Raw genomic sequence first — 22,125 nt, forward strand, 5'->3', positions numbered from 1 at the left:
GCGGCCGGCGGCCGCGGAGCAGCGGTTCAGGCGGATTCCTCCGCCGCCGCGCGGCTGCGTCCGCGGCGCCGCTCCATGCGTTTGCTGACGATGCCGGCGGCGACGGCCGCGCCGTCGTCCTTGTCCAGGAAGCGCGCCAGCTCCTCGATTGCCGGGTACTGGAACAGGCTGGCCACGGCCACGCCGCTGTTCACACTGGAACGGATGGCTTTGTGTACCTGTACCAGCATGACCGAGTCGCCGCCCAGCTCGAAGAAGTTGTCGCGTATGCCGATCTGTTCTATGCCCAGCACGTCCTGCCAGATCGCCGCCAGGCGCTGTTCGGTCGCGCTGCGCGGCGCGACGAAGCTGCTCTGCACCGCCGGGCGCGCATGCAGGCTGCGTGTGCGCGGCGCCTGCGGCGCGGGGTGCAGCCACTGCGCGATGCGCGCCTGCAGCGCGGTGGTGGAGTTGACCAGCTGGGCCTCGCGTCCCAGGCGCAGGGCGAGGTCGAAGGCCTCTACGCCTTCGGCCTCGGACATGCCGGCGCGTTCGGCCGTGGCGTCGCTGCGCGCGCCGAACAGCCAGCCGTCCCAGTTCACCGCCAGCCAGCGCGGCTCGCCGGCGTTGTGGCAGGCCTGGGCGACGGCATCCAGATAGCTGTTGGCCGCGGCATAGGCACCGAAGCCCAGGCCGCCCAGCACCGCCGACAGCGAGGACATCAGCAGGCAGAAGTCGTAGTCGCGCGTGGCGAGCAGCTGCTGCAGCACCCGCGTTCCGTCGACCTTGGCGCGGAAATGCGCGGCGCCGTCGGCCGGCATGATGGCATCGACCGGCTGCAGCGAATCGTGCACCTTGCCGGCAGCGTGGATCACGCCGGCAATGGGCCCGAGTGCGCTTTCGGCCTGCGCGAAGGCAGCCTGCATCTGCGCCGCGTCGGCGACATCGGCGCTGCAGACCAGCACCTTGCAGCCGCTGTCGCGGATTCCGCGCAGACGCTGCACGCGCGCGAAGGTGCCGGCATCCAGCGCAGCGGCGTCGGCCGTGTCCCACTGCGACGGCGGCAGGAAAGCGCTGCGCGTGATCAGCAGCAGGCCGGCGGCGCCCTGCCCGGCCAGGTGTCCGGCCAGCAGCAGGCCGATGTTGCCCAGGCCGCCGGTGATGACGTAGACGCCGTCCGGACGGATGCGCAGGGCCGCCGCGTCCGCCTGCGGCCGGCGCGGCTGGTAATCCAGGCCCCAGCGCCGGGCACCGCGCAGTGCCAGTTGCAGCGGACGCGCCTCGCTGCAGGCCTCGGCCAGCAGCTGGGCCGCAAGGCGCTCGCCGTCCGCGGCGCGCGCACCGGCATCGATGTGGCGCAGGCGGACCTGCGGCAGTTCCTGCGGAATCACCTTGGCCAGGCCCAGGCTGGTCGCCGCGGCCGCATCGACGGCTTCATCGCCGCTGGCACTGACCGCCTCGCGCGTGACCAGGTCAATCGCGATCGGCACCTCGGCGCAAACCGCGGCAAGCTGGCGCGCGAGGAACAGCAGGCTGTACAGGCCTTGCGCCTGCCTCTGTGCAAACCGCTCCGGCATGTCGCCGGTCACAGGCTCCAGGCTGCCCAGGTGCAGCACCTGCAGCGGACGCGGTCCCTCGGCGGCAACGGCGGCGGCAAGCGCGGCGTAGTCGGCTTCGCTGGCCGGATCCAGCGCGAAGCAGCGCGCGGCAATGTGGCGGAAAGCAGCGGCGGGCGTGACGGCGATCACCTCGCGGCCCTGGGCCCGCAAGTGCGCGCAGAGCGCCGCGCCCAGCCCCTGGGCGTCGCCGAACACCAGCCACAGCCGGCGGTCGTCCGCGCTGTGCGCGGGCGGCGCCGGCAGCGGCGGCAGCGGCTGCCAGACCGGCGCGTGGAACCAGTCGCGCGGCGCGGCGACCCGGCCGCTCTGCAGCGGCGCGGCCAGCACGTCGCTGGCGCGTTCGATCCAGAAGCGCTGGCGCTGGAACGGATACGTCGGCAGCGGCACGCGGCGGCGCGTGCCGTCGCCGTGCAGCGCGGCCCAGTCCAGGCCGACGCCGGCCAGCCACAACTGGCCCAGCGCCTTGCACAGGGTGTGCGTGTCGCTCTGCGTCTCCTGCGCATGGCGCAGCGTGGTCACCACGCTGCGCGGCGCGATCGCCGCGTGCTTGCGCAGCAGGCCGGCCAGGGTCGGGCCCGGGCCGATCTCCAGATAGACGCGGTTGCCGCGCAGCCGGACCGTATCGGCGGCCAGGCAGTCCACGCCGGCGGCGAAACGCACCGTGCCGCGCATATGCCGCACCCAGTAGTCCGGATCGACTGCGTCCTCGGCACGGATGTAGTCGCCGCTGACATTGGACAGATAAGGCCGCGCCGGTGCGGAAAGGACGATACCGTCGAAGATGCCGCGGAAAGCGCCGGCCACTTCGTCCATCAGCGACGAATGGAAAGCCTGCGCCGTGTGCACCGCGCGCGCGGCGATGCCGCGCTGCTGCAGCTGCGCGGCCAGCGCCTCGATGGCGCCGGCGGGGCCCGAGGCAACGCAATCGCGCGCGCTGTTGACCGCGGCCAGGCAGCAGCCGCCCGCGGCCAGCAACGGCGCGGCCTCCTGCTCGCCCAGGCTGATCGCCAGCATGCGGCCGGCCGGAGCCTGCTGCATCAGGCGGCCGCGGCGGGCGACCACGCGCAGCGCGTCGTCGAGGCTGAACACGCCCGCCACGCAGGCGGCGACGTATTCGCCCAGGCTGTGGCCGATCATCGCCGCGGGTTCCACGCCGCGCGCCAGCAGCAGCGTGGCCAGCGCGTATTCGAGTACGAACAGCGCCGGCTGGGCGATGTCGGTGCGGGCGAGCTGCGCCTGGGCCGCGGCACGCGCGGCTTCGTCGTCGGCGGGCAGCAGCACCGCGCGCAGGTCCAGCGCGAACTCGGCCTGCAGCAACGCCGCGCAGTGGTCGACCACGGCGGCGAAGCCGGGCTCGCTGCGATACAGGTCCTGCCCCATGCCCAGGTACTGCGCGCCCTGGCCGGTGAACAGAAACACGACCGAAGCGCTTTCCCCCTCGGCACAGTGCGCCTGCAAGGCAGGAGCGCCCTGCTCCAGCGCAGCCAGCGCTTCAGCCGCGGATGCGGCGACCACGGCGCGGCGGAACGGATGCGCGCTGCGGCCGCGCTGCAAGGTATAGGCGACATCGGCCAGCGCCGCGGCGCCGGGCTGCCGCAGGTAGTCGCGCAGGTTGGCCGCAGCCTGTTCCAGCGCGGCTTCGCTCTTGGCCGAGAGCAGCAGCAGCTGGCTTCCGCGCGGCGAATCCGCCGCCGCCGCCGCGGGCGCCTGTTCCAGCACCACGTGCGCATTCGTGCCGCCGATGCCGAACGAACTCACGCCGGCGCGGCGCGGACCGTCCACCGCCGGCCAGTCGCGCAGCGCGGCATTGACGTAGAACGGGCTCTGTTCGAAATCGATCTTCGGATTCGGCGTATGGAAATTGATGCTCGGCGGCAGCTGCGCGTGCTTGAGCGCGAGCACGGCCTTGATCAACCCGGCCACGCCGGCGGCGGCGTCGAGATGGCCGATGTTGGGCTTGAGCGAACCCAGGCCGATCGAATTGCGCGGCGCGCCGGCAAAGGCGCGCGTCAGCGCCTTGATCTCGATGGGGTCGCCCAGCTCGGTCGCCGTGCCGTGTGTCTCTATGTACTGGATGGAATCGGCGCTGACCCCGGCGTTGCGCTGCGCGTCGCGGATGACCTGGGCCTGACCTGGCACGCTGGGCGCGGTATAGCCGACCTTGCCCGCGCCGTCGTTGTTGACCGCCGAACCCTTGATAACGGCATGGATGGTGTCGCCGTCGGCGAGCGCGCGCTGCAGGCGCTTGAGCACGACCAGGCCGGCGCCGCTGCCGGCGCGCGTGCCGCGGGCGGCGGCATCGAAGGTGCGGCAGTGGCCGTCCGGCGAGGCGATGCTGCCTTCCTGGAACAGATAGCCGTTCGGCCCGAGCTGGGCGATGGCGGCGCCGCCGGCCAGGGCCAGCTCGCATTCGTTGTTGCGCAAGCTGGTGCAGGCCTGGTGTACGGCCACCAGCGAGGTCGAGCAGGCGGTGCCGACGTTGATGCTGGGTCCGCCGAGATTGAGTCGGTAGGACAGGCGCGTGGCGGCGTAGTCGGGCCGGTTGCCGTACAGCGCGGCCAGCCGGCGCGGCTCGATCAGCGCCGGCTGCGGCAGCAGATGTTCAAACAGGTAGCGGCTCTCGCCCACGCCGACATAGACGGCGACCGCGCGGCGCTCGGCTTCGTCGCCGTAGCCGGCATGTTCCAGCGCTTCCACCGCGCATTCGAACAGCAGGCGCTGCTGCGGATCCATGACTTCGGCTTCGCGCGGGGTGAAGCCGAAATAGGCGGCATCGAAGTCGGTCAGGCCCGGCAGCACCACGCCCGATTTGACGTAGGCCGGATCCTGCAGCAGCGCTTCGCCGACGCCGGCCTTGCGCAGTTCGTCGTCGGAGAACACGGTCAGCGACTCGACGCCGTCGCGGAGGTTGCCCCAGAACGCATCGACGCCGGCCGCATCCGGGAAGCGCCCGGCCATGCCGATCACGGCGATGGCGTCGTTCTGGGCGGCGGCGCGGTCCGCGTCAGCTTCCGGCGCCGCCGGTTCCGCGTCGCCCGCGCGCAGGAAGCGCGCGAGATCGGCGATGGTTGGATAGGTGAAGATATCGGTGACCGACACCTCCTGGCCGAGCCGGGCCGCGATCTCCTGCTGCAACAGGATGCTGTGCAGCGAACTGCCGCCGACGTCGAAGAAATTGTCGTGAATGCCGACCTGGGGCAGCGACAGCACGCCGCACCAGATTTCGCACAGCTGCGCTTCCAGCGCATGCGCCGGCGCCGTGTAGGCTGGTTTCGCCGCCGCGGCGGCCACCGCCGGCGCAGGCAATTCGCCGGCGCGGATACGGCCATCCGCATCGCGCGGCAGTGCGGGCAGGACGACCAGCGCCCGCGGCAGCAGGTAATCGGGAATGCGTGTCTTGAGGTGTTCGCGGCAGCGCGCGGCCAGGGCGGCGCTGTCGTCCGTCGTCGCGGCCACGTAGGCGACGAGGGCCTGGGCCTGCGGCGTTTCCACCCCGGCACGTACTGTCACATGCGCATCGCCGACGCCGTCGACTTCGCCCAGCGCCGCGGCGATACGCGCGGTATCCACGGCCATGCCGTTGAGGCGCGGCCAGGCGTCGGCGGCGAAGGTCTCGATGGCGCCGGTGCGGCGCAGGCGGCCGTGCAGGCCGCTTTCGCGCAGGCCGTGGCCGCGCAGATCGGCACCGGCAACGGCACCGGCCAGCAGCGCGGACCAGTCTGCCGCCGCGGCAACCTCGTATAGCACGCCGCTGACCGCGAACGGCTGCAGCCGGCCCTGCTCATCCAGCACGATCCGGCCGCTGGCGCGGCTGTGGGCCAGGATCTGCGCGCAAGCCGCCGCATCGAGCAGCGGCAGGCTCAGCGCCGCGCGGGTGGGATCGGCGGCGATCTCGCGCAGCAGCGTGGCATAGCCCGCGGCCAGACATTCGATGCTCGCCGCGTCGAACAGGCTGCTGGCGAACACCCAGGTCAGATGCAGCCCGTCGCTGCGCTCGGCCGCCATCACGCCAAGGTCGAACTTGGTGTTCTGCGCGTCGTTGGCCAGTTCCTCGATGGACAGGCCGGGCAGCTCCAGCGCGCCGACTTCGTAATTCTGCAGCGCGAACATCAGCTGGAACAGCGGCGTGTGGCTGAGGCTGCGCTCCGGGTTCAGCGCCTCGACCAGCAGCTCGAACGGCAGCTGCTGATGCTCGTAGGCGCGCAGCGCAGCAGTGCGGCCCTGGTCGAGCAGGCGCTCCACGCTCATATCCGCATCCAGGCGCGTGCGCAGGACCAGGGTGTTGATGAAGCAGCCGATGAGGTCTTCGGTCGCGGCGGATACGCGGCCGGCCACCGGTGTGCCGATGGCGATGTCGCGCTCGCCGCTCCAGCGCGCGACCAGCAACGCGAAGGCGGACTGCAGCAGCATGAACAGGCTGGCATTGCGCCGCGCGGCGAGCTGCCGCAGGGCTTCCAGCAGCGGCGCATCCAGCTGCTGGCGCACGACGCCGCCCTCGGCGCTGAGCGCGAGCGGGCGCGGCCGGTCCAGCGGCAGGCCGTGCAGCACCGGCAGGCCGCGCAGGCAGTCGCGCCAGAATTCGACATCGCGCGCGCTGCGCTCGCCCTTGCAGTGCTCGCGCTGCCACACGGCGAAGTCGGCGTACTGGATCGGCAGCGGCGCCAGCGGGTTGTCGCGGTGGGCGCTGAACGCCTGGTACAGCGCGATGAATTCCTTCACCAGCACGCCCAGCGACCAGCCGTCGGCGGCGATATGGTGCAGGGTCAGCAGCAGTATGTGGTGGTCGGCTGCCAGCCGCAGCAGCGTGGCACGCAGCATGCGGTCCGCGGCCAGGTCGAAGGGCTGCGTCGCCTCGGCGCGCATGCGCCGGGCGATCTCGGCATCCGCATCGGCATGCGCGGACAGATCGGCGTCTTCCAGCGCCACCGGCCCGGCCGGCTGTATCACCTGCACGCCGCCGGCGGCGGACTTGCGGTAGGTGGTGCGCAGGATGGCGTGGCGCTGCACGATGTTATCCAGCGTGCGCTGCAGCGCCGCGGCGTCCAGGCGGCCGCGCAGACGCAGCGCCATCGGCATGTTGTAGCTGGCCGCCGCGCTCTGGAAATGGTCCAGGAACCACAGGCGCTGCTGCGCGAAGGAAAGGACATAGTCCTGCGCCGGCGGCGCCGGTGCGATCTCCAGCGTGCCGGCCGCCGCCGGCGCCGCGGCGCTGAGCAGCGCGATCAGGCCGTCCTTGTGCGCGCGGATCTGCGCGGCGATATCCGCCGTGATCGCGCCGGGTTCGCTGCGCGTGCGCAGCTTTCCTTCTTCCACGTAGACATGGATGCCGCGGGCGGCAAGAGCGAGCAGAAGTTCTTTTTGCGAGGACATCACCATTCCATTTCTTCCTGCAGAGCCGCGTCCTGCGGCGATGGCGCGTGCTGTTGCGCGTGGAGCAGATTCAGATAATCGATGTGCAAGGCCAGACCGCGGGCGGTGCGCTGCTCGAAGACGTCCTTCAGGCTCAGGCTGCAGCCCAGGCGCTGGTTGAGCAGGGTCACCAGCCGCGCGCCGAGCAGCGAATGGCCGCCCAGGGCGAAGAAATCGCCTTCGACGCTGACCGGCTCGCTGCGCAGCAGCTCGGCCAGCACGGCGGCCACGGCGTGTTCGGTCGCGCTGGCCGGGGCAACATAGGCGGCGGCCGTCGCGGCCGGTGCGACCAGGGCCTTGCGGTCGACCTTGCCGTTGGGCGTCAGCGGCAATTCGTCCAGCACCACGAACAGCGTGGGGATCATGTACTCGGGCAGCTGCCGGGCCAGTTCGCGGCGCAGGCGCGCGGCAAGGTCTGTTTCGTCGCGACCGGCAGCGCTCACGACGTAGCCGACCAGGCGGCGTTCGTCGCCCTCGCCGTCGCCGGCGACGACGGCCTGCGCAATGCCGTCGAGCTGCAACAACTGCTGTTCGATCTCGCCCAGCTCGATGCGGAAGCCGCGGATCTTGACCTGGCCGTCGCTGCGGCCCAGGCAGACCAGTTCGCCGTCGGCGGTCCAGTAGCCCAGGTCGCCGCTGCGGTAGCAGCGTGCGCCGTCCAGCGCCGGCACGGCGACGAAGCGCTCGCGCGTGAGTTCGTCGCGGCCGAGATAGCCGCGCGCGACCGCGGCGCCGCCTATAGCGATCTCGCCGACGGCGCCCAGCGGCTGCAGCGCGCCGTGTGCGTTGAGCACATGCAGCTGCGCATGCGCGAGCGGCGCGCCTATGCGCACAGGCTGCGCGCCGGCGCCGACCCGGGCGCAGGACGCCCACACCGTCGCCTCGGTCGGGCCGTACATGTTCCACAAGGCCGCCACGCGCGGCAGCAGCTGGTCAGCCAGGGCGCGGTCCAGCGCCTCGCCGCCGCAGAGCACGGTGAGTTCCGCCTCGCCCTGCCAGTCCGCCGCCAGCAGCAGGCGCCAGGTCGCCGGCGTGGCCTGCATCACACGAATGCGGTGCTGGCGCAGCAGCGCGGCAAGGCGCGCGCCGTCGGCCGCGTCCTCGCGCGTGCACAGCACCACGCTGCCGCCGCTGACCAGCGGCAGGAACAGTTCCAGCACATGGATATCGAAGCTGACCGGCGTCACTGCGAGCAGGGAGTCGCCGGCGCCGAAACCCGGCACCGCGCGCACCGCGCGCAGGAAGGCCGCCATGCTCGCGTGCTCGATCTGCACGCCCTTGGGCAGGCCGGTGGAGCCGGAGGTGTAGATCACATAGGCCAGGTCCTGCGGCGCCGGCGCAGCCGCGCGGTCGACAGCAGGCTGCGCGGCCAGCGTTTCCTGTGCGCCGGCGGCGTCCAGGCACAGCAGCTCCAGGTCCTGCGACGGCAACAGCGGCAGCTGTGCGCGCGCCGTGATCGCATGGCGCGCGCCCGAGTCCTGCAGCATGTGCTGCAGGCGCGCAGGCGGATAGTGCGGATCCAGCGGCAGGTAGGCGGCTCCCGCCTTGAGCACGCCCAGCAGCGCAGCGACCAGATCGGCGGAGCGCTCCAGGCAGACCGCGACCAGGCTTTCCGCGCCGGCGCCCTGCGCCGCCAGCCAGTGCGCGATGCGGTTGGCGCGCGCGTTCAGCGCGGCGTAGCTCAGCGTCTCGTCCTGGAAAACCAGGGCCGTCCGCTCCGGCGCGGCCGCGGCCTGGGCCTCGAAGCAGCGCACTACCGAGGCGCCGTCGTCCGCCGCCGGCACCGCACCGCGGCCCCACTGCAGCAGTTGGCGGCGCTCGTCGGTATCCAGGCAATCCAACTGCGCCAGCGGCGTGTGCGGCGCCGCCAGCACGGCCTGCAGCAGGCGTTCGAAGTTTGCCGCCAGGCGGCGTATCGTCGCCGCCTCGAACAGGTCGCTGGCGTATTCCCAGGACAGGCGCAGGCCCTCGCCGGTTTCCTTGGCGACCAGGGTCAAGTCGTACTTGGTGCTACGCACCTGCGGCTCCAGCGCGCGCGCCGTGAGGCCGGGCAGCTCGAATTCGCCGGTCTGGTTGTTCTGGAACACCAGTGCGACCTGGAACAGCGGGGCATGCGCGAGGCTGCGCGGCGGCTGCGCGTGCTCCACCAGCACCTCGAACGGCAGCTGCTGCTGCGCCATCGCATCGATGAAGCGCTGCCGCACCTGGGCCAGCAGGCCGTCGAAATCCAGTTCGTCTGCCACGTCGCAACGCAGCACCAGCACGTTGATGAAGCAGCCGATCAGCGCGGCGATGCCCGGATGCTCGCGGTTGGCCACCGGCGTGCCGAACACGATGTCGCGGCTGCCGGAGTGGCGCGCCAGCAGTGCGGCGAAGGCCGCCTGCAGCAGCATGAACAGCGTGGCGTTGCCGCGCCGGGCCAGCGCCTGCAGGCGGCCGGTCAGCGCCTTGTCCAGGCTGCTTTCCACGGCCGCGCCGCGGAAGGAGAACACCGGCGGCCGCGGATGGTCGGTGCGCAGCGCATGCAGCGGCGGCACGCCGCGCAGGTGCGCCAGCCAGTAGTCGAGCTGGCCCTGCAATGCCGCACCGGCCAGCACCTCGCGCTGCCACTCGGCATAGTCGGCATAGTGCAGCGGCAGTGCGTCCAGCGGCTCGGCCTCGCCGCGCACGGCGGCGCTGTAAAGGTGGTTGAGTTCCGCGATCAGCAGGCCTATGGACCAGCCATCGGAAGCAATGTGGTGCATGTTGACCAGCAGTACATGCCGGTCGGGCGCCAGCCTGAGCAGGCTGGCGCGCAGCAGCAGATCGTGGCGCAGGTCGAACACATGGGCGGCCTCGGCCTCGATCCGCGCGGCCAGCTCCTGCTCGCGTTGCGCCGGCGCGAGCGCGGCCAGGTGATCGACACGCTCCAGCACGAAGCGTGCGGCATCGCCGGCCTGCTGGTACGGCGCGCTGCCGTCGTCGAAGAAATTCGTGCGCAGCGCGGCATGCCGCTGCACGATGCGGCGGATCGCCGCTTCGAGCAGGTCGGCACGGCAGTCGCCGCGCAGCTCGATCGCGAACGGCAGGTTGTAGTGGCTGCTGCCGCCGCCCAGGCGGTCCAGCGCCCAGAGCCGCTCCTGGGCGAAGGAAAGCCGCGCGCGCTCCAGCCCCAGCGCACGCAGCGGCGGCGTCGCGGCGGCACTGGCGTCCTCGTCCTGCAGCGCGGCCAGGTGCTGTTCGATCGCGCCCTTGTGGGCGCGGATCGCCGCCTTCAGCGCCTCGGGGAATTCGCCCTTGCGCGCCTTGAAGGCGAGCCTGCCATCCTGCAGGTAGAGCGCGACGCCGGCTTCCAGCGCCTGCGCGACCAGACTGCGCGCATCCATCACAGCAGCCCCTCTTCCACTTCTGCCTGCGCGTCGTCGAGCTGGCGCAGGGCTTGCTGCAGCGAACGCTGCTGCAGCAGGGCCGAAACCTGGGCCGCCACGGCCTGCACAGTCGGGTTCTCGAAGAAGCTGCGGATGCGGAACTGCTCGCCCAGGCCATAGTGGTTGCGGATCAGGCCGACCGCGCGCGAGGCCAGCAGCGAATCACCGCCGATCTCGAAGAAATTGTCCTCGGCGCCGACCTGCGGCAGCGACAGCAGCTGCTGCCACATCGTGCATACCGCGCTCTCGACCGCGTCGGCCGGCGCGCGGTATTCGCGCCGGGCCTCGCGCTGCAACTCCACCGCCGGCAGCGCCTTGCGGTCGACCTTGCCGTTGGCCGACAGCGGCACCGCGTCGATCAGTACGAAGGCCGCCGGCATCATGTAGGCCGGCAGGCGCTCGCGCAGCAGCTGCTGCACCTCGGCGCTGAGCGCATCCAGGGCGGCGCGATCGGCGCGCAGTTGCTGCTGGCGCGCGGCATCGCGCAGCTGCACATAGGCGACCAGCTGCCGGCGGTTGCGCTCGCCCACGGCGGCGGCAATGGCGGTGCGGATCTCCGGGTGGGCCAGCATCGCCGTCTCGATGTCGCCCAGTTCGATGCGATAGCCGTTGACCTTGACCTGGTTGTCCTCGCGGCCGAGGAATTCGATGTTGCCGTCGGGCAGGTAGCGGCCCAGGTCGCCGGTGCGGTACAGGCGCTCGCCGGTGTGCGGGTCGGTGACGAAGCTGGCCTCGGTCTTGACCGCGTCTTTCCAGTAGCCGTGGGCCAGGCCGACGCCGCCGATGTACAGGTCGCCGGGTACCCATTCCGGACAGTCGCGCCAGCCGCGCCCGAGCACGCGGAAGTACTGGTTCTCCATCGGCTTGCCGTAGGGAATGCTGCTCCAGGCCGGGTCCACGTCGCCGATCGGATAGATGATCGACCAGATCGACACCTCGGTCGCGCCGCCCAGGCTGTAGAGCTGCGCCGCCGGCAGCTGCCGGCGCAGCCGCGCCGGCAGGTCGGTCGGAATCCAGTCGCCGCTCATCATCACCACGCGCACGCCCTGCACCGGCGCGGCGGCCTGGTCCTGCAGCGATTCCAGCCACATGCGCGCCAGCGCCGGCACGGTGTTCCATACGGTGACGCGGTGGCTTTCGACCAGGCTGCTCCAGGCCAGCGGATCGCGCTCGCTGGCCGGATCCGGCATGACGATGCAACCGCCGGCGGCGAGCAGGCCGAAAATGTCGTAGACGGAAAGATCGAAATTCAGCGCCGACAGCGCCAGCACCGCGTCGTTCTCGTCCACGCCGAAACGGGCGTTGATGTCCAGCACGGTATTGACCGCGCCGCGGTGGTCGATCATCACGCCCTTGGGCACGCCGGTGGAGCCGGAGGTGAAGATCACGTAGGCCAGGTCGGTATCGCTCTGGCGCGTATCCAGCGCGCGCATTTCGCCGGCGGCGAGACGTTCGCGCTCCAGGCCGATGCGCACCAGGCCCTGCGGCCATTCCAGCGCGGCATCCAGCCAGGGCTGGGTCAGCGCCACGCGCACCTCGGCCTGGGCCAGCAATTGTGCGCGGCGCTGCGCGGGCAGCTCCGGATCCAGCGGCAGGTAGGCCGCGCCGGCCTTGAGCACGGCAAGCACGCCGACCACCTGCTCCCAGCCCTTGCCCGCCGCCACGGCGACGAGTTCGTTGACCTTCACGCCGTGCTGGCGCAGCTGGTGTGCCAGCGCGGTGCTGAGCTGGTCCAGTTCCGCATAGCTGAAGCGCTGCTCGCGCGTGACCAACGCGGTATGGCGCGGCCGCAGGGCGACCTGGGCCGCGAACAGCTGGTGCAGCAGCACGCCGGGTTCGCGCGCGACGGCCGTCGCGTTGGCCGCGGCGCGCACGGCGGCGTGGCGCGGCGGCAGCCCCGGCCTGTCATCCGGCAGGCCCACGGCGCCGGCGCAGACGATCTGCTGCAGGCGGGCGGCAAAGGCGTCGAACATATCGCCGAGCAGGCCGGCCGGAAACAGCGCTTCCACGCCGTTCCACACGATCTGCGCACCGCCCTTGCGTTCGGCCAGCTGGCAGTCCAGGTAGACCTGCGACGTGCGGCTGCGGCCGGCGCCGGCCGCATCGCTGACGACGAACAGCGGATCTTCCGCCGCCACGCTTATCGCCTCGCCCAGGCCCAGCGTGCTGGTGAACACCACCGGCATCTGCGCTGTCAGGCGCGTGCCGCGGCGGTTGTTGAGTTCGCGCAGCACTTCCACGCCGGAGAAATGACGCTGTTCGATATCGCTCCACAGCTGCTGCTGCACACGCCGCGCCTGGCGGGTGAAATCGCCGGCGGCGTCCAGGTTCACTTCCAGCAGCAGCGAGGAGGTGAAGTCGCCGGCAATATCGTTGACCTGGGCATGCAGCGGCTGGCGGTCGAACAAGGTCAGGTTGAGGCAGAAGTGGCCGCTCTTGCTCCACCGGGCCAAGGTCTCGGCGAACGCGGTCAGCACGACGTTGGCCGGCGTGAGCTGCTGCGCGGACGCACGCGATTTCAGCCGCTCCCACTGCGCCGCATCAAGGGCGAGCTGCCAGCGGCGCACGCCGCTGCCCGCACCGGGCGTGGTCAGCAGCGGCAGTTCCGGCGCGCCGGGCAGCGCATCCAGGCGCTGCAGCCAGTAGTCCCGCGCCGCGGCGTAGGCCGCGCTCTCGCGGCGCTGCTGCTGCGCCAGCACATAGTCGCGGTAGCACAGCGCCAGCGGCGCCAGCTCCAGCGCGGGATCGCGGTACAGGGCCGCGAATTCCGCGGCGAGCACGGCGCGGCTGCGCGCATCCAGCGTGATCGCGTCGGTAACCACGTGCAGGCGGCCTTCGCCGCCGGGCAGCAAGCTCGCGCGCAGGTCGAAGATGGGCCAGGTGTGCAGCGGCAGCACCTGCCCGGCCATGTTTTCGCGCAACGCCTCGGTGGCGGCGGCAATCTGCGCCGGATCCGCGGCGCGCAGATCCTGTACTGCGATCGCATAGTGCGGCACCTGCGCCAGGATGCGCTGCTCGCCGGCCGGGCTTATCACCGCGCGCAGCATGTCGTGGCGCGCGATCAGCCGGGCGAAGGCCTGTTCCAGCCGCGCCACGTCCAGCGCCTGCACGGCGACTTCGATGTAGGACTGGGTCGAACCGTTGCCCAGCTCGAACACATCGCTGCGGCCCAGCCAGTAGGCCTGCTGCAGCAGGGTGAGCGGGAACGGTTCGTGGCGCCGGGCGCTGTCGGCGGCAAGTTGCGGCAGTTGCTCCGGCGCCGACGCGGCGGCCGGATGCGCCAGCAGCTGCGCGCAGGCCTCGACCGTGGGCTGCTCGAAGAAGCGGCGCAGCGGGATTTCCACGCCGAACTCCTCGCGCAGCGCCGCCAGCAGGCGCAGCGCCTTGAGCGAGTGGCCGCCCAGGGCGAAGAAATCCGCACGCATGTCGATGGCTTCGCAGCCCAGCACGCGCTGCCATACCGCGGCAGTGCGCTGCTCGGCCGCATTGCGCGGCGCCAGCGATGCAGCGGCGGCAGGCTGCGGCCTGGGCAGGTTGCGCCGGTCCACCTTGCCGCTGGGCGTCAGCGGCAGGGCCGGCTGGAACACGAAAATGCCCGGTACCATGTAGTCCGGCAGCCACTGGCGCAGCCGCGCGCGGTACTGGCCGGCCAGTTCGCGTTCGCGCGCGGCATCGCCGGGTGCGAGGCCGTCCACGGCGAGATAGGCGACCAGGTGATGATCGCCTTCGTCGCCAGCGATGATTACCGCGGCCTGGCTGACTCCGGCGCATTCGCGCAGCGTGCTTTCGATCTCGCCCAGCTCGATGCGGATGCCGTTGAGCTTGACCTGGAAATCCTGCCGGCCGACGAAACGCAGGCTGCCGTCGGGCAGCAGATAGCCGGTGTCGCCGCTGAGGTATTCGCGCCGTCCGTCGCCGGCATCGAGGAAACGCTGCGCGGTCAGCGCTGGATCCTGCCAGTAGCCGCAAGCCAGGTGGGCGCTGCGAATCACGATCTGGCCGGTCTCGAATACGCGCGCGGGGCTGCCGTCAGCGCGGCGCACCAGGATCTCGGTAGCGGGAATCGCGTAGCCGAGATTGGGCGGCAGGCCGGCATCGACGGCCGCACGCGGCAGGCTGTTGAGCGTGGTCAGCGAGGATTCGGTCGCGCCGTACAGGCCGACCAGGCGGCAGTGCGGACCGAACACGCCGGCGAACACCTTGCGCGTCTGCGCATCCACCGCTTCGCCGCCGAGCACGACCAGGCGCACCTGTGCGAGGGGTTCCGGCGCCGCATCGGCAAACAGGTATTTGAACAGCGTCGGCGTGGAGTGATAGACGCTGATGCCCTGCGCGGCGATCTGCCGCAGCAGCTGCTCGCGGCTGCTGGCACGCGCATCGGCCAGGTGTACGGACGCGCCGGCCAGCAGCGCGCCGTAGGTATCCAGCACCGAGGCATCGAAGTTGTAGGAAGCCAGCTGGAGGATGCGGTCCTCCGCCGTCAGGCCCAGCTCCTGCACGTAGCTTTCGGCGTGATAGGCCAGGTTGGCGTGGCTCTGGTACACGCCCTTGGGCTGCCCGGTGGAACCCGAGGTATACAAAATGTAGGCCGGTGCATCCGTGGCCTGGACGGCGATCGCTTCGTCGCCGGCCGCGGCGGCGGGCTGCAGCAGCAACTGCGCCTCGCCGGCGATGGTCCGGGCCAGGTCGGCATGGGCTGCGCTGCTGATCAGCAGGCCGCAGCCGGCGTGCCCGGCCATGTAGTGCAGACGCGCCTGCGGATAGGCCGGATCCAGGCTCACATAAGGCCGTCCCAGCTGCAGCGCCGCGAGCATGGCCGCGACGATGTCCACGCCGCGCTCCAGCAGCAGGCCTATGGCGCCCTGTGTGCCGCCGGACTGGATCGCCTGCACGTAGCGGCGGCTGAGCTGCTGCAGTTCGGCATAGGAATGGCTGGCCTCGCCGGTGACCACCGCGGGCCGGGCGGCGCAGCTGGCGCAGCGCTCGGCCAGCCGCCGCAGCAGCTGCTGCGGCGCGCAGATGATGTCGGCCACGGCGGGTGCCGGCGGTGCGATGCGTGCGGCCGGCGCACGGAACACCGCATGAGCGAAGCAGGCCCGTTCGGGCGCATCGACGACGGCGGCGAGCAATTCGAGGAACTGGTCCGCCACATAGCGGATAGCCGCGGCATCGAACAGTTCGCGGCGGAACACCCAGTCCAGCGCTATGCCGTCCGCGCCTTCCGTCGCGTACAGGTTGAGTTCGTACTTGGCCGCCGGCGCCGGCGGTTCGGCGAGGGCGCGGACGCTGCAGCCGGGCAGCGCGAACGCGACTTCGCGGTTGTTCTGCAGCACGAACCAGAGCTGGAACAGCGGGCTGTAGCTGCTGCTGCGGCGCTGGCCCAGTTCCTCGACCAGTTGTTCAAACGGAATGTGCTGCTGGGCGAAGCCGTCGAGGATCTGCTGCTTGTTCCGCTGCAGCAGCGCATCGAAGCTCTGCGCCGGGTCCAGCCGGTTGCGCAGCGCGACAGTGTTGATGAACAGGCCGATCAGCGACTCACTTTCCAGCGTGGTGCGGCCGGCGACAGGCGTGCCTACGACGATGTCGTGTTCGTCGCCGTACAGCCCCATTGCCAGCGCGAAGGCGGTCTCCAGGAACATGAACAAGGTGACCTTGCGCGCCTGGCAATAGGCCTGGATGCGCTGCGCCAGCGGCGGCGCGATCAGGCTTGCGTGACGTTCGCCGGCGTGATCGGGCTGGGCGGGACGCGGCTTGTCCAGCGGCAGGCCGTGCACCGCCGGCGCGCCGGCAAGCGTGTCTTTCCAGAACGCCAGTCCCTTGGCCAGCACCTCGCCCTGCAGATGAGCGTCCTGCCAGGCGGCGTAGTCGGCGTACTGCAGCGCCGGCGGCGGCAGTGGCGCAGCGTGACCGCAGGCGGCGGCATAGGCAGCGCAGAACTGCTCGATCAGCAGCCCCACCGACCAGCCGTCGGAGACGATGTGGTGCATGTTGAAGATGGCGACGTGCCGTTCCGCGGCCAGCCGCAGCAAGGTGACCCGGAACAGCGGATCGGCGGCGAGATCGAAGCGGCGCCGCAGGTCCTGGCGAATCGCCGCACGCACGCTGTCGGCCTGGCGCGCGGCGTCCTCGGCGCCAAGATCGAGTTCGACCAGCGGCAGCGCATCGCGCGCGACCGCCCGCGCATGCAGCTCTCCGTCCTGCTCGAAGAAATTGCAGCGCAGCACTTCATGCCGCTCCAGCTGCTGTCGCAGGGCCTGGCGGAACGCGGCCGCATCGAAGCGGCCGTCGAACTCGAAACTGCCCTGTATGTTGAACTGGCTGCCGTCGCCGGACTGCCGGTCGGCGAACCACATGCGGCGTTGCGCGCGCGACAGCGGCAGGCGGCGGCGGTCGGCCAGCGGCTGCATGCCGGCGGCCGGCGCCTGTTCCGCGCCGCGCGCACCGCGCTCGCGCAGGTAGGCGATCAGCGCATCCTTGTGCGTGCCGATCAGGCCGCGCAGTTCGGCGGGCACGCCGGCCGCGGCCTTGTAGGCCAGGCTGTCGCCCTTGAGGTAAAGCAATACATCTGCAGCCAGGGCGGCGGCATAGATTTCGTTGGCGCGCATCAAAACACCCCTTCCTCGACATCCTGTTCCAGTGAGGCCAGATACGTTTCCTTGCGTCTTGCCTCGTCCTGCAGCTGCGCCGCGGCCACGACCTCGGCCTGTGCGGCCAGGGTCGGGTGCTCGAACACGTCGCTGATGGCCAGGTCCGCGTCGGCGAGCTGGAACTGCCGGCGCAGCCGGCTGGTCAGCCGCGTGGCCAGCAGCGAATGCCCGCCCAGGGCGAAGAAGTCGTCGTCGACGCCGACGGACTCGATACCCAGCAGTTCCTGCCAGATCGCGGCAAGCTGGCTTTCCAGCGGCGTGCGCGGCGCGATGCGCGCGCGTTCGCCGGCGGCATCCTGCGGCAGCGGCAGCGCGGCGCGGTCGACCTTGCCGTTCACCGTCAGTGGCAGGCGTTCCAGCACGAGGATGTGCGCCGGCAGCATGTAGTCCGGCAGGAACTGGCGCAGCGCCTGGCGCGCGCTCGCGGCGAAATCGGCCGCGGCCGCCGCTGCGTCTTCGCGCAGCACGGCATAGGCGACCAGATACTTGTCGCTGCCCTGCCCCAGCGCGGCGACATGGCAGTCGCTGACGCCGGCGAGCTGGCCCAGGCGCGCTTCGACTTCCGCCGGCTCGACGCGGAAACCGCGGATCTTCACCTGTTCGTCGGCACGGCCGAGGAATTCGTACGCGCCGCCGGGAAGCTGGCGTCCCAGGTCGCCGGTGCGGTACAGGCGCTGCGGCACACCACCGATCTCGCGCAGGACGAAGCGTTCCGCCGTCAGCTGCGGCCGGTTCAGATAGCCCTGGGCCAGGCAGACGCCGCCGACGCAGAACTCGCCGACCGCACCGGGCGCGACGCGCCGGCCGGCCGGGTTCATCAGATGGATCTGCGCGCCGCTCACGGCGCTGCCTATGGGCACGCACAGCGCGCCGGCAGCGCCTTCGCGCGGAAAGTGGTAGAGAGTGCAGCAGATCGTCGCCTCGGTCGGACCGTAGGCGTTGAGGATCTCCAGCTGCGGCAGCGCCGCGGCGATGGCCTGCAACTGCGCCTTGGGAATGGGCTCCACGCCGACCAGCAGGCGGCGCAGGTCGCGGCCGCGGCCGCTGGCGTGCAGGAATTCGGCGAACGGTTCCAGATAGCCTGCGTGCACGAAGCTGCTGTGGATGCGTTGCGCCGCCATCCAGTCGAACAGGCGCGGCGGATCCAGCCGCAGCGCCTCGGGCACGATATGCACGGCGCCGCCGCCGCACAGCGCGGAAAAGATCTCGTACACCGCCGCATCGAAGCTGTGGCTGCACCACTGCGAGCCGTTCCACGGCGCTTGCAGCGGCGTCAGTTCCTGGAAGTGCGCCAGCAGGTCCACCAGGCCCGCATGGGCGACGACCACGCCCTTGGGCGTGCCGGTGGTGCCGGAGGTATAGATGACATAAGCCGGATCCGCGGCACTGAGCGGCTGCGGCGCGCAGGTGATGTCCTGCGCGGGGCTGCCGGCGGTATCCAGCGCCAGCACGGCCGTGCCGAATCCGGCCGCGGTCTGCTCCAGGGCGGCGTGCGTGAGCACCACGGCGGCGCCGCTGTCGGCAACGATGGCGGCCAGACGCGCCGGCGGATGGGCCGGGTCCAGCGGCACGTAGGCCGCGCCCGCCTTGAGAATGGCGAGCATGCCGACCAGGCTGTCCGCACAGCGCGGCAGCAGCAGCGCCGCGGTGGATCCGCGCCCGACGCCCAGCGCGCGCAACCGTGCGGCGAGGCCATCGGCGCGCTGATTCAATTCCGCATAACTCAGCCGCTCGTCGCCGTGCGCGACAGCGAGGTGCTGCGGATGCGCACGCGCATGCGCCTCGAACAGGTGCTCCAGCCGCGGCACGCCGGCAGATGTCGCCGGCGCGGCCGGCGGCGCCGCGTCGTCCAGCTCGATGTCGAACAGGCGCACAGCGGGCTGCGCCAGCACCGCGGCGAGCAGGCGTTCGTAACTCTGCGCCAGACGCTGCAGCGACGCCGGCAGGAACAGGTCGCGGTTGCACTGCCAGATCAGATCCAGGCCGTCGGCAGATTCCTCGGCCAGCAGCTGCAGGTCGAACTTCACCGGCGCCTGGGCGTCGTCGAGGGGCTCGGCGGTCAGGCCGGGGAGTTCCAGCGCCGCGTCGGCCTGGTTCTGCAGGGCGAAGAAAACCTGCACCAGCGGACCGTAGGCGCGGCTGCGCGCGGGCTTGAGCGCCTCGATCAGCGCTTCAAACGGCAGATCCTGGTGCTCCAGCGCGGCGAGCACGTTGCGCCGGGTCTGCTGCAACAGCGCCTGGAACGGCGCGTTGCCGTCGACATCGCTGCGCAGCACCAGGGTATTGACGAACAGACCCACCGTATCGGCGAGCGCACGATGGCGGCGGCCGGCGACCGGAAAGCCGGTGACGATGTCGCGCTCATGCTGGTACAGGCCCAGCAGCGCGCTGTATACGGCCTGCAGGTAGACGAACAAGGTCACGCCGTGCTGCAGGCACTGCTGCCGCAGCGCCTGCACCTGCGCAGCCGGCAGGCGGCGGCGCAGGCCGTGGCCGTTGCTGGTCTGCAGCGCCGGCCGCGGCAGATCCAGCGCCAGGGCATGCAGCTGCGGCGCGCCGTCGAGGGTGCGCTGCCAGTAGGCCAGCTGTTCGCGCAGCTCCGGCGCGCCGGCGTTGGTGCGCTGCCATTCGGCGAACTCGGCGTATTGCAGGGCCGGCGCCGGCAGCCCGGCGCTGCGCTGCTCCAGGGCGGCGGCATAGCACGCGCCGATCTCGCGCGCGAGCAGACGTATGGACCAGCCGTCGCCGACGATATGGTGCAGGTTGATCAGCAGCAGCCATTCGCGCTCGGCGCGGCGCTGCACGCTCACACGCACCAGCGCATCGCGGGCGAGATCGAAGCGCCAGCGGTTTTCCCGCTGCAGCAGCGCCTGCGCGGCCTGCTCGCGGGCGCCGGCGTCCAGCGCGGACACATCGCTCCAGTCCCAGTCCAGCGCCGGTGTGTCGCGCAGCTCCTGCAGCAGCTCGCCGTCGCGCTCGCGGTAGTTCGAGCGCAGCACTTCATGCCGCGCCACCACCTCGGCCAGCGCCCGCTCCAGCGCAGCGCGATCCAGCGCGCCGCGCAGCCGGTAGCCGCCGACCATGTTGTACTGTGCCGAGGACTTGTCCAGCCGGTCGATCAGCCACAGCCGGCGCTGCGCCGGCGAGGCGGGCACGGCGCGACGCGCGGCCGGCGGCAGCGTCTGCGGCGCCGACTGCTGTTCGCGCGCATGCGCACGCAGCGCCTGCAGCAGGGCCGGCTTGTGCGCGCGCAGTTCTGCGATCAGGGCCGCCTCCGGCGCGGCGCCGCTGAAATGCACACGCAGTTCTCCGTCGCTTTCCGCCAGGCCTATGCCAGCCTCGGCGCAGCGGTGCAGCAAGGACTGGACCTGCGCCGTGCTCATGCGCGCAGCGCCTCGCGCGGCTGCGCCTGGCCCAGCTCGCGGCTATGGTTGTCCACCACCGAGACGATGCGGCCGCTCTCGAACTTGACCACCTTGTCGGCGAGGTGGAAATAGCGGTCGTCGTGGCTGACGACGATGACGGTCTTGCCCAGGCGCTTCAGGTCGAACAGAAATTCCTTGTAGAAGAACTCGCGGAATTCCGGATCCTGGTCCGCCGCCCATTCGTCGAACACGTAAATCCCGGAGTTGTCGAAATACGCGACCAGCAGGGCCAGGCGCTTGCGCTGGCCGTAGGAGAGCTTGGTCGTCGACAGGCGGCCGTCCTGCAGCGAGACCTTTTCCGACAGGCGCAGGCGCGCGATCAGCGCGTCCACTTCCTCGGTCTGCGGCAGGCCGCCGAGCTTGGGCACCAGGGTCTCGAACAGGTAGTAGTCCTGGAACACGGCGGAGAAATTCTGGAAATAGCGCTCGTCGGCGACGACTTCGCGGCCGTTGACCAGCAGGCTGCCGGCGCGCTTCTCGTACAGGCCGGTGACCAGCTTGGCCGCCGTGGTCTTGCCGCTGCCGTTGCCGCCGACGAAGTAGACGATTTCGCCGCGCTGGATCTCGAGATCCAGCGGCCCGACACGGAAACCGTCGCGGCCGTCCTCGGTCGCGCCGTATTCGAAGGCCAGGCCGCGCAGGGACAAGGTGGCGAAAGGCTCCGCGCCGTCCACGCCCGACGCGAGCGGACGCGGGCGCGTGTCCAGATCCAGGTCCTTGAGCTTCTGCAGGCCCACGCGCGCGGCGTACACGGTGCGGAAGGAGTTCATCAGGATGGTCAGCGGGCCGACCATGTAGAAGATGACGATGATGTAGTTCAGCACCGGCGCCCGGCTGCCCTGGCCCAGGACCGGCGCCAGGAACAGCAGCGCGCCGATGCCGATGAAGATCATGGCCGAACTCCAGTTGTTCGACATGTTCCAGAAGAATTCGGCCGACAGCGTGGCGTCGCGGTATTTCTCCGCGTGGGCTTTCAGGTCGCTGTGCACGAAGCCGGTCTCGCGCGCGCGGTTGAGCTTGAGTTCCTTGTTGCCGTCGATCAGCGCGCTGTAGCAGCGGAACAGATCGTCCTCGATCTTGCGGCGCAGCTGGAAGCGCTTCTCGGCGCGGTCGGCGATGGCGAACTTGGCCACGCCCAGGGCCAGCAGCAGAAAGCCGAGGAAGATCAGGAACAGCTGCACCGACATCAGACAGAGATAGACCAGGCAGGCCGCCACCACGGTGAAATTGAACACGTAGTTGGGCAGCACGATGATGAGTTCATGCACTGCCGGGATGTCCTTGGTCAGCGCGGTGTACAGACGCGCGCTGCCGACCGCCTCGATCTGCTGTGAACTCAGGTTGGCGATGCCGCTGACCAGCTGCTCGCGCAGCTTGTAGAAGGTGGCGGCGCTCAGGCGCGACAGCAGGATCTGCGACAGGAAGCTGACCAGCACCATGCTGCCCAGAGCGACGGCGAATTCGGCGACGCCGCGCTGCGCGTCCTGCAGCTGCGCGTTGCGGTTGATCAGCGCGAGCAGCCAGATGTTGGCCGCACCCGCCAGCGCGCTGATCGCACTGACGAAGGCGATCTTCAGGCGGTTGCGGCTTACTATTTCGATCACCATGTGGATTCAGTCCGCTGAGTGTGAGTGACGCG

At 70.7% G+C, this 22,125-nt stretch carries 5 protein-coding genes; all 5 read right to left on the minus strand.

The genetic code is table 11. The annotated features are described in order from the left end of the window. Positions 1–26: 26 nt before the first annotated feature. Genes NM961_RS02665 through NM961_RS02685 form a run of 5 tightly spaced genes read right to left on the minus strand, consistent with a single transcriptional unit; the run spans position 27 to position 22,093 of the window. Positions 27–6,968: a type I polyketide synthase gene (locus tag NM961_RS02665; RefSeq protein WP_255910979.1), complete on the minus strand. Its 6,942-nt coding sequence runs from the start codon at positions 6,966–6,968 to the stop codon at positions 27–29. Beyond that, positions 6,968–10,372 carry a non-ribosomal peptide synthetase gene (locus NM961_RS02670; protein WP_255910981.1) on the minus strand — a complete coding sequence of 1,135 codons (3,405 nt, stop codon included), beginning with the start codon at positions 10,370–10,372 and terminating at the stop codon, positions 6,968–6,970. The genes NM961_RS02665 and NM961_RS02670 overlap by 1 nt, the downstream gene beginning before the upstream one ends. Next, positions 10,372–17,019, minus strand: coding sequence for a non-ribosomal peptide synthetase (locus NM961_RS02675; RefSeq protein ID WP_255910983.1), 6,648 nt, complete (start codon positions 17,017–17,019; stop codon positions 10,372–10,374). Before NM961_RS02675 ends, NM961_RS02670 begins: the two co-directional genes overlap by 1 nt. Then, entirely contained in the window at positions 17,019–20,444 is a 3,426-nt protein-coding gene (locus NM961_RS02680) for a non-ribosomal peptide synthetase (protein WP_255910985.1), read from the minus strand. The genes NM961_RS02675 and NM961_RS02680 overlap by 1 nt, the downstream gene beginning before the upstream one ends. Beyond that, positions 20,441–22,093, minus strand: a complete 1,653-nt coding sequence (locus NM961_RS02685; protein WP_255910987.1) for a cyclic peptide export ABC transporter — start codon at positions 22,091–22,093, stop codon at positions 20,441–20,443. The genes NM961_RS02680 and NM961_RS02685 overlap by 4 nt, the downstream gene beginning before the upstream one ends. Positions 22,094–22,125: the final 32 nt, after the last annotated feature.

It is taken from the genome of Tahibacter harae (genome assembly GCF_024437735.1).
Classification (GTDB): Bacteria; Pseudomonadota; Gammaproteobacteria; order Xanthomonadales; family Rhodanobacteraceae; genus Tahibacter; species Tahibacter harae.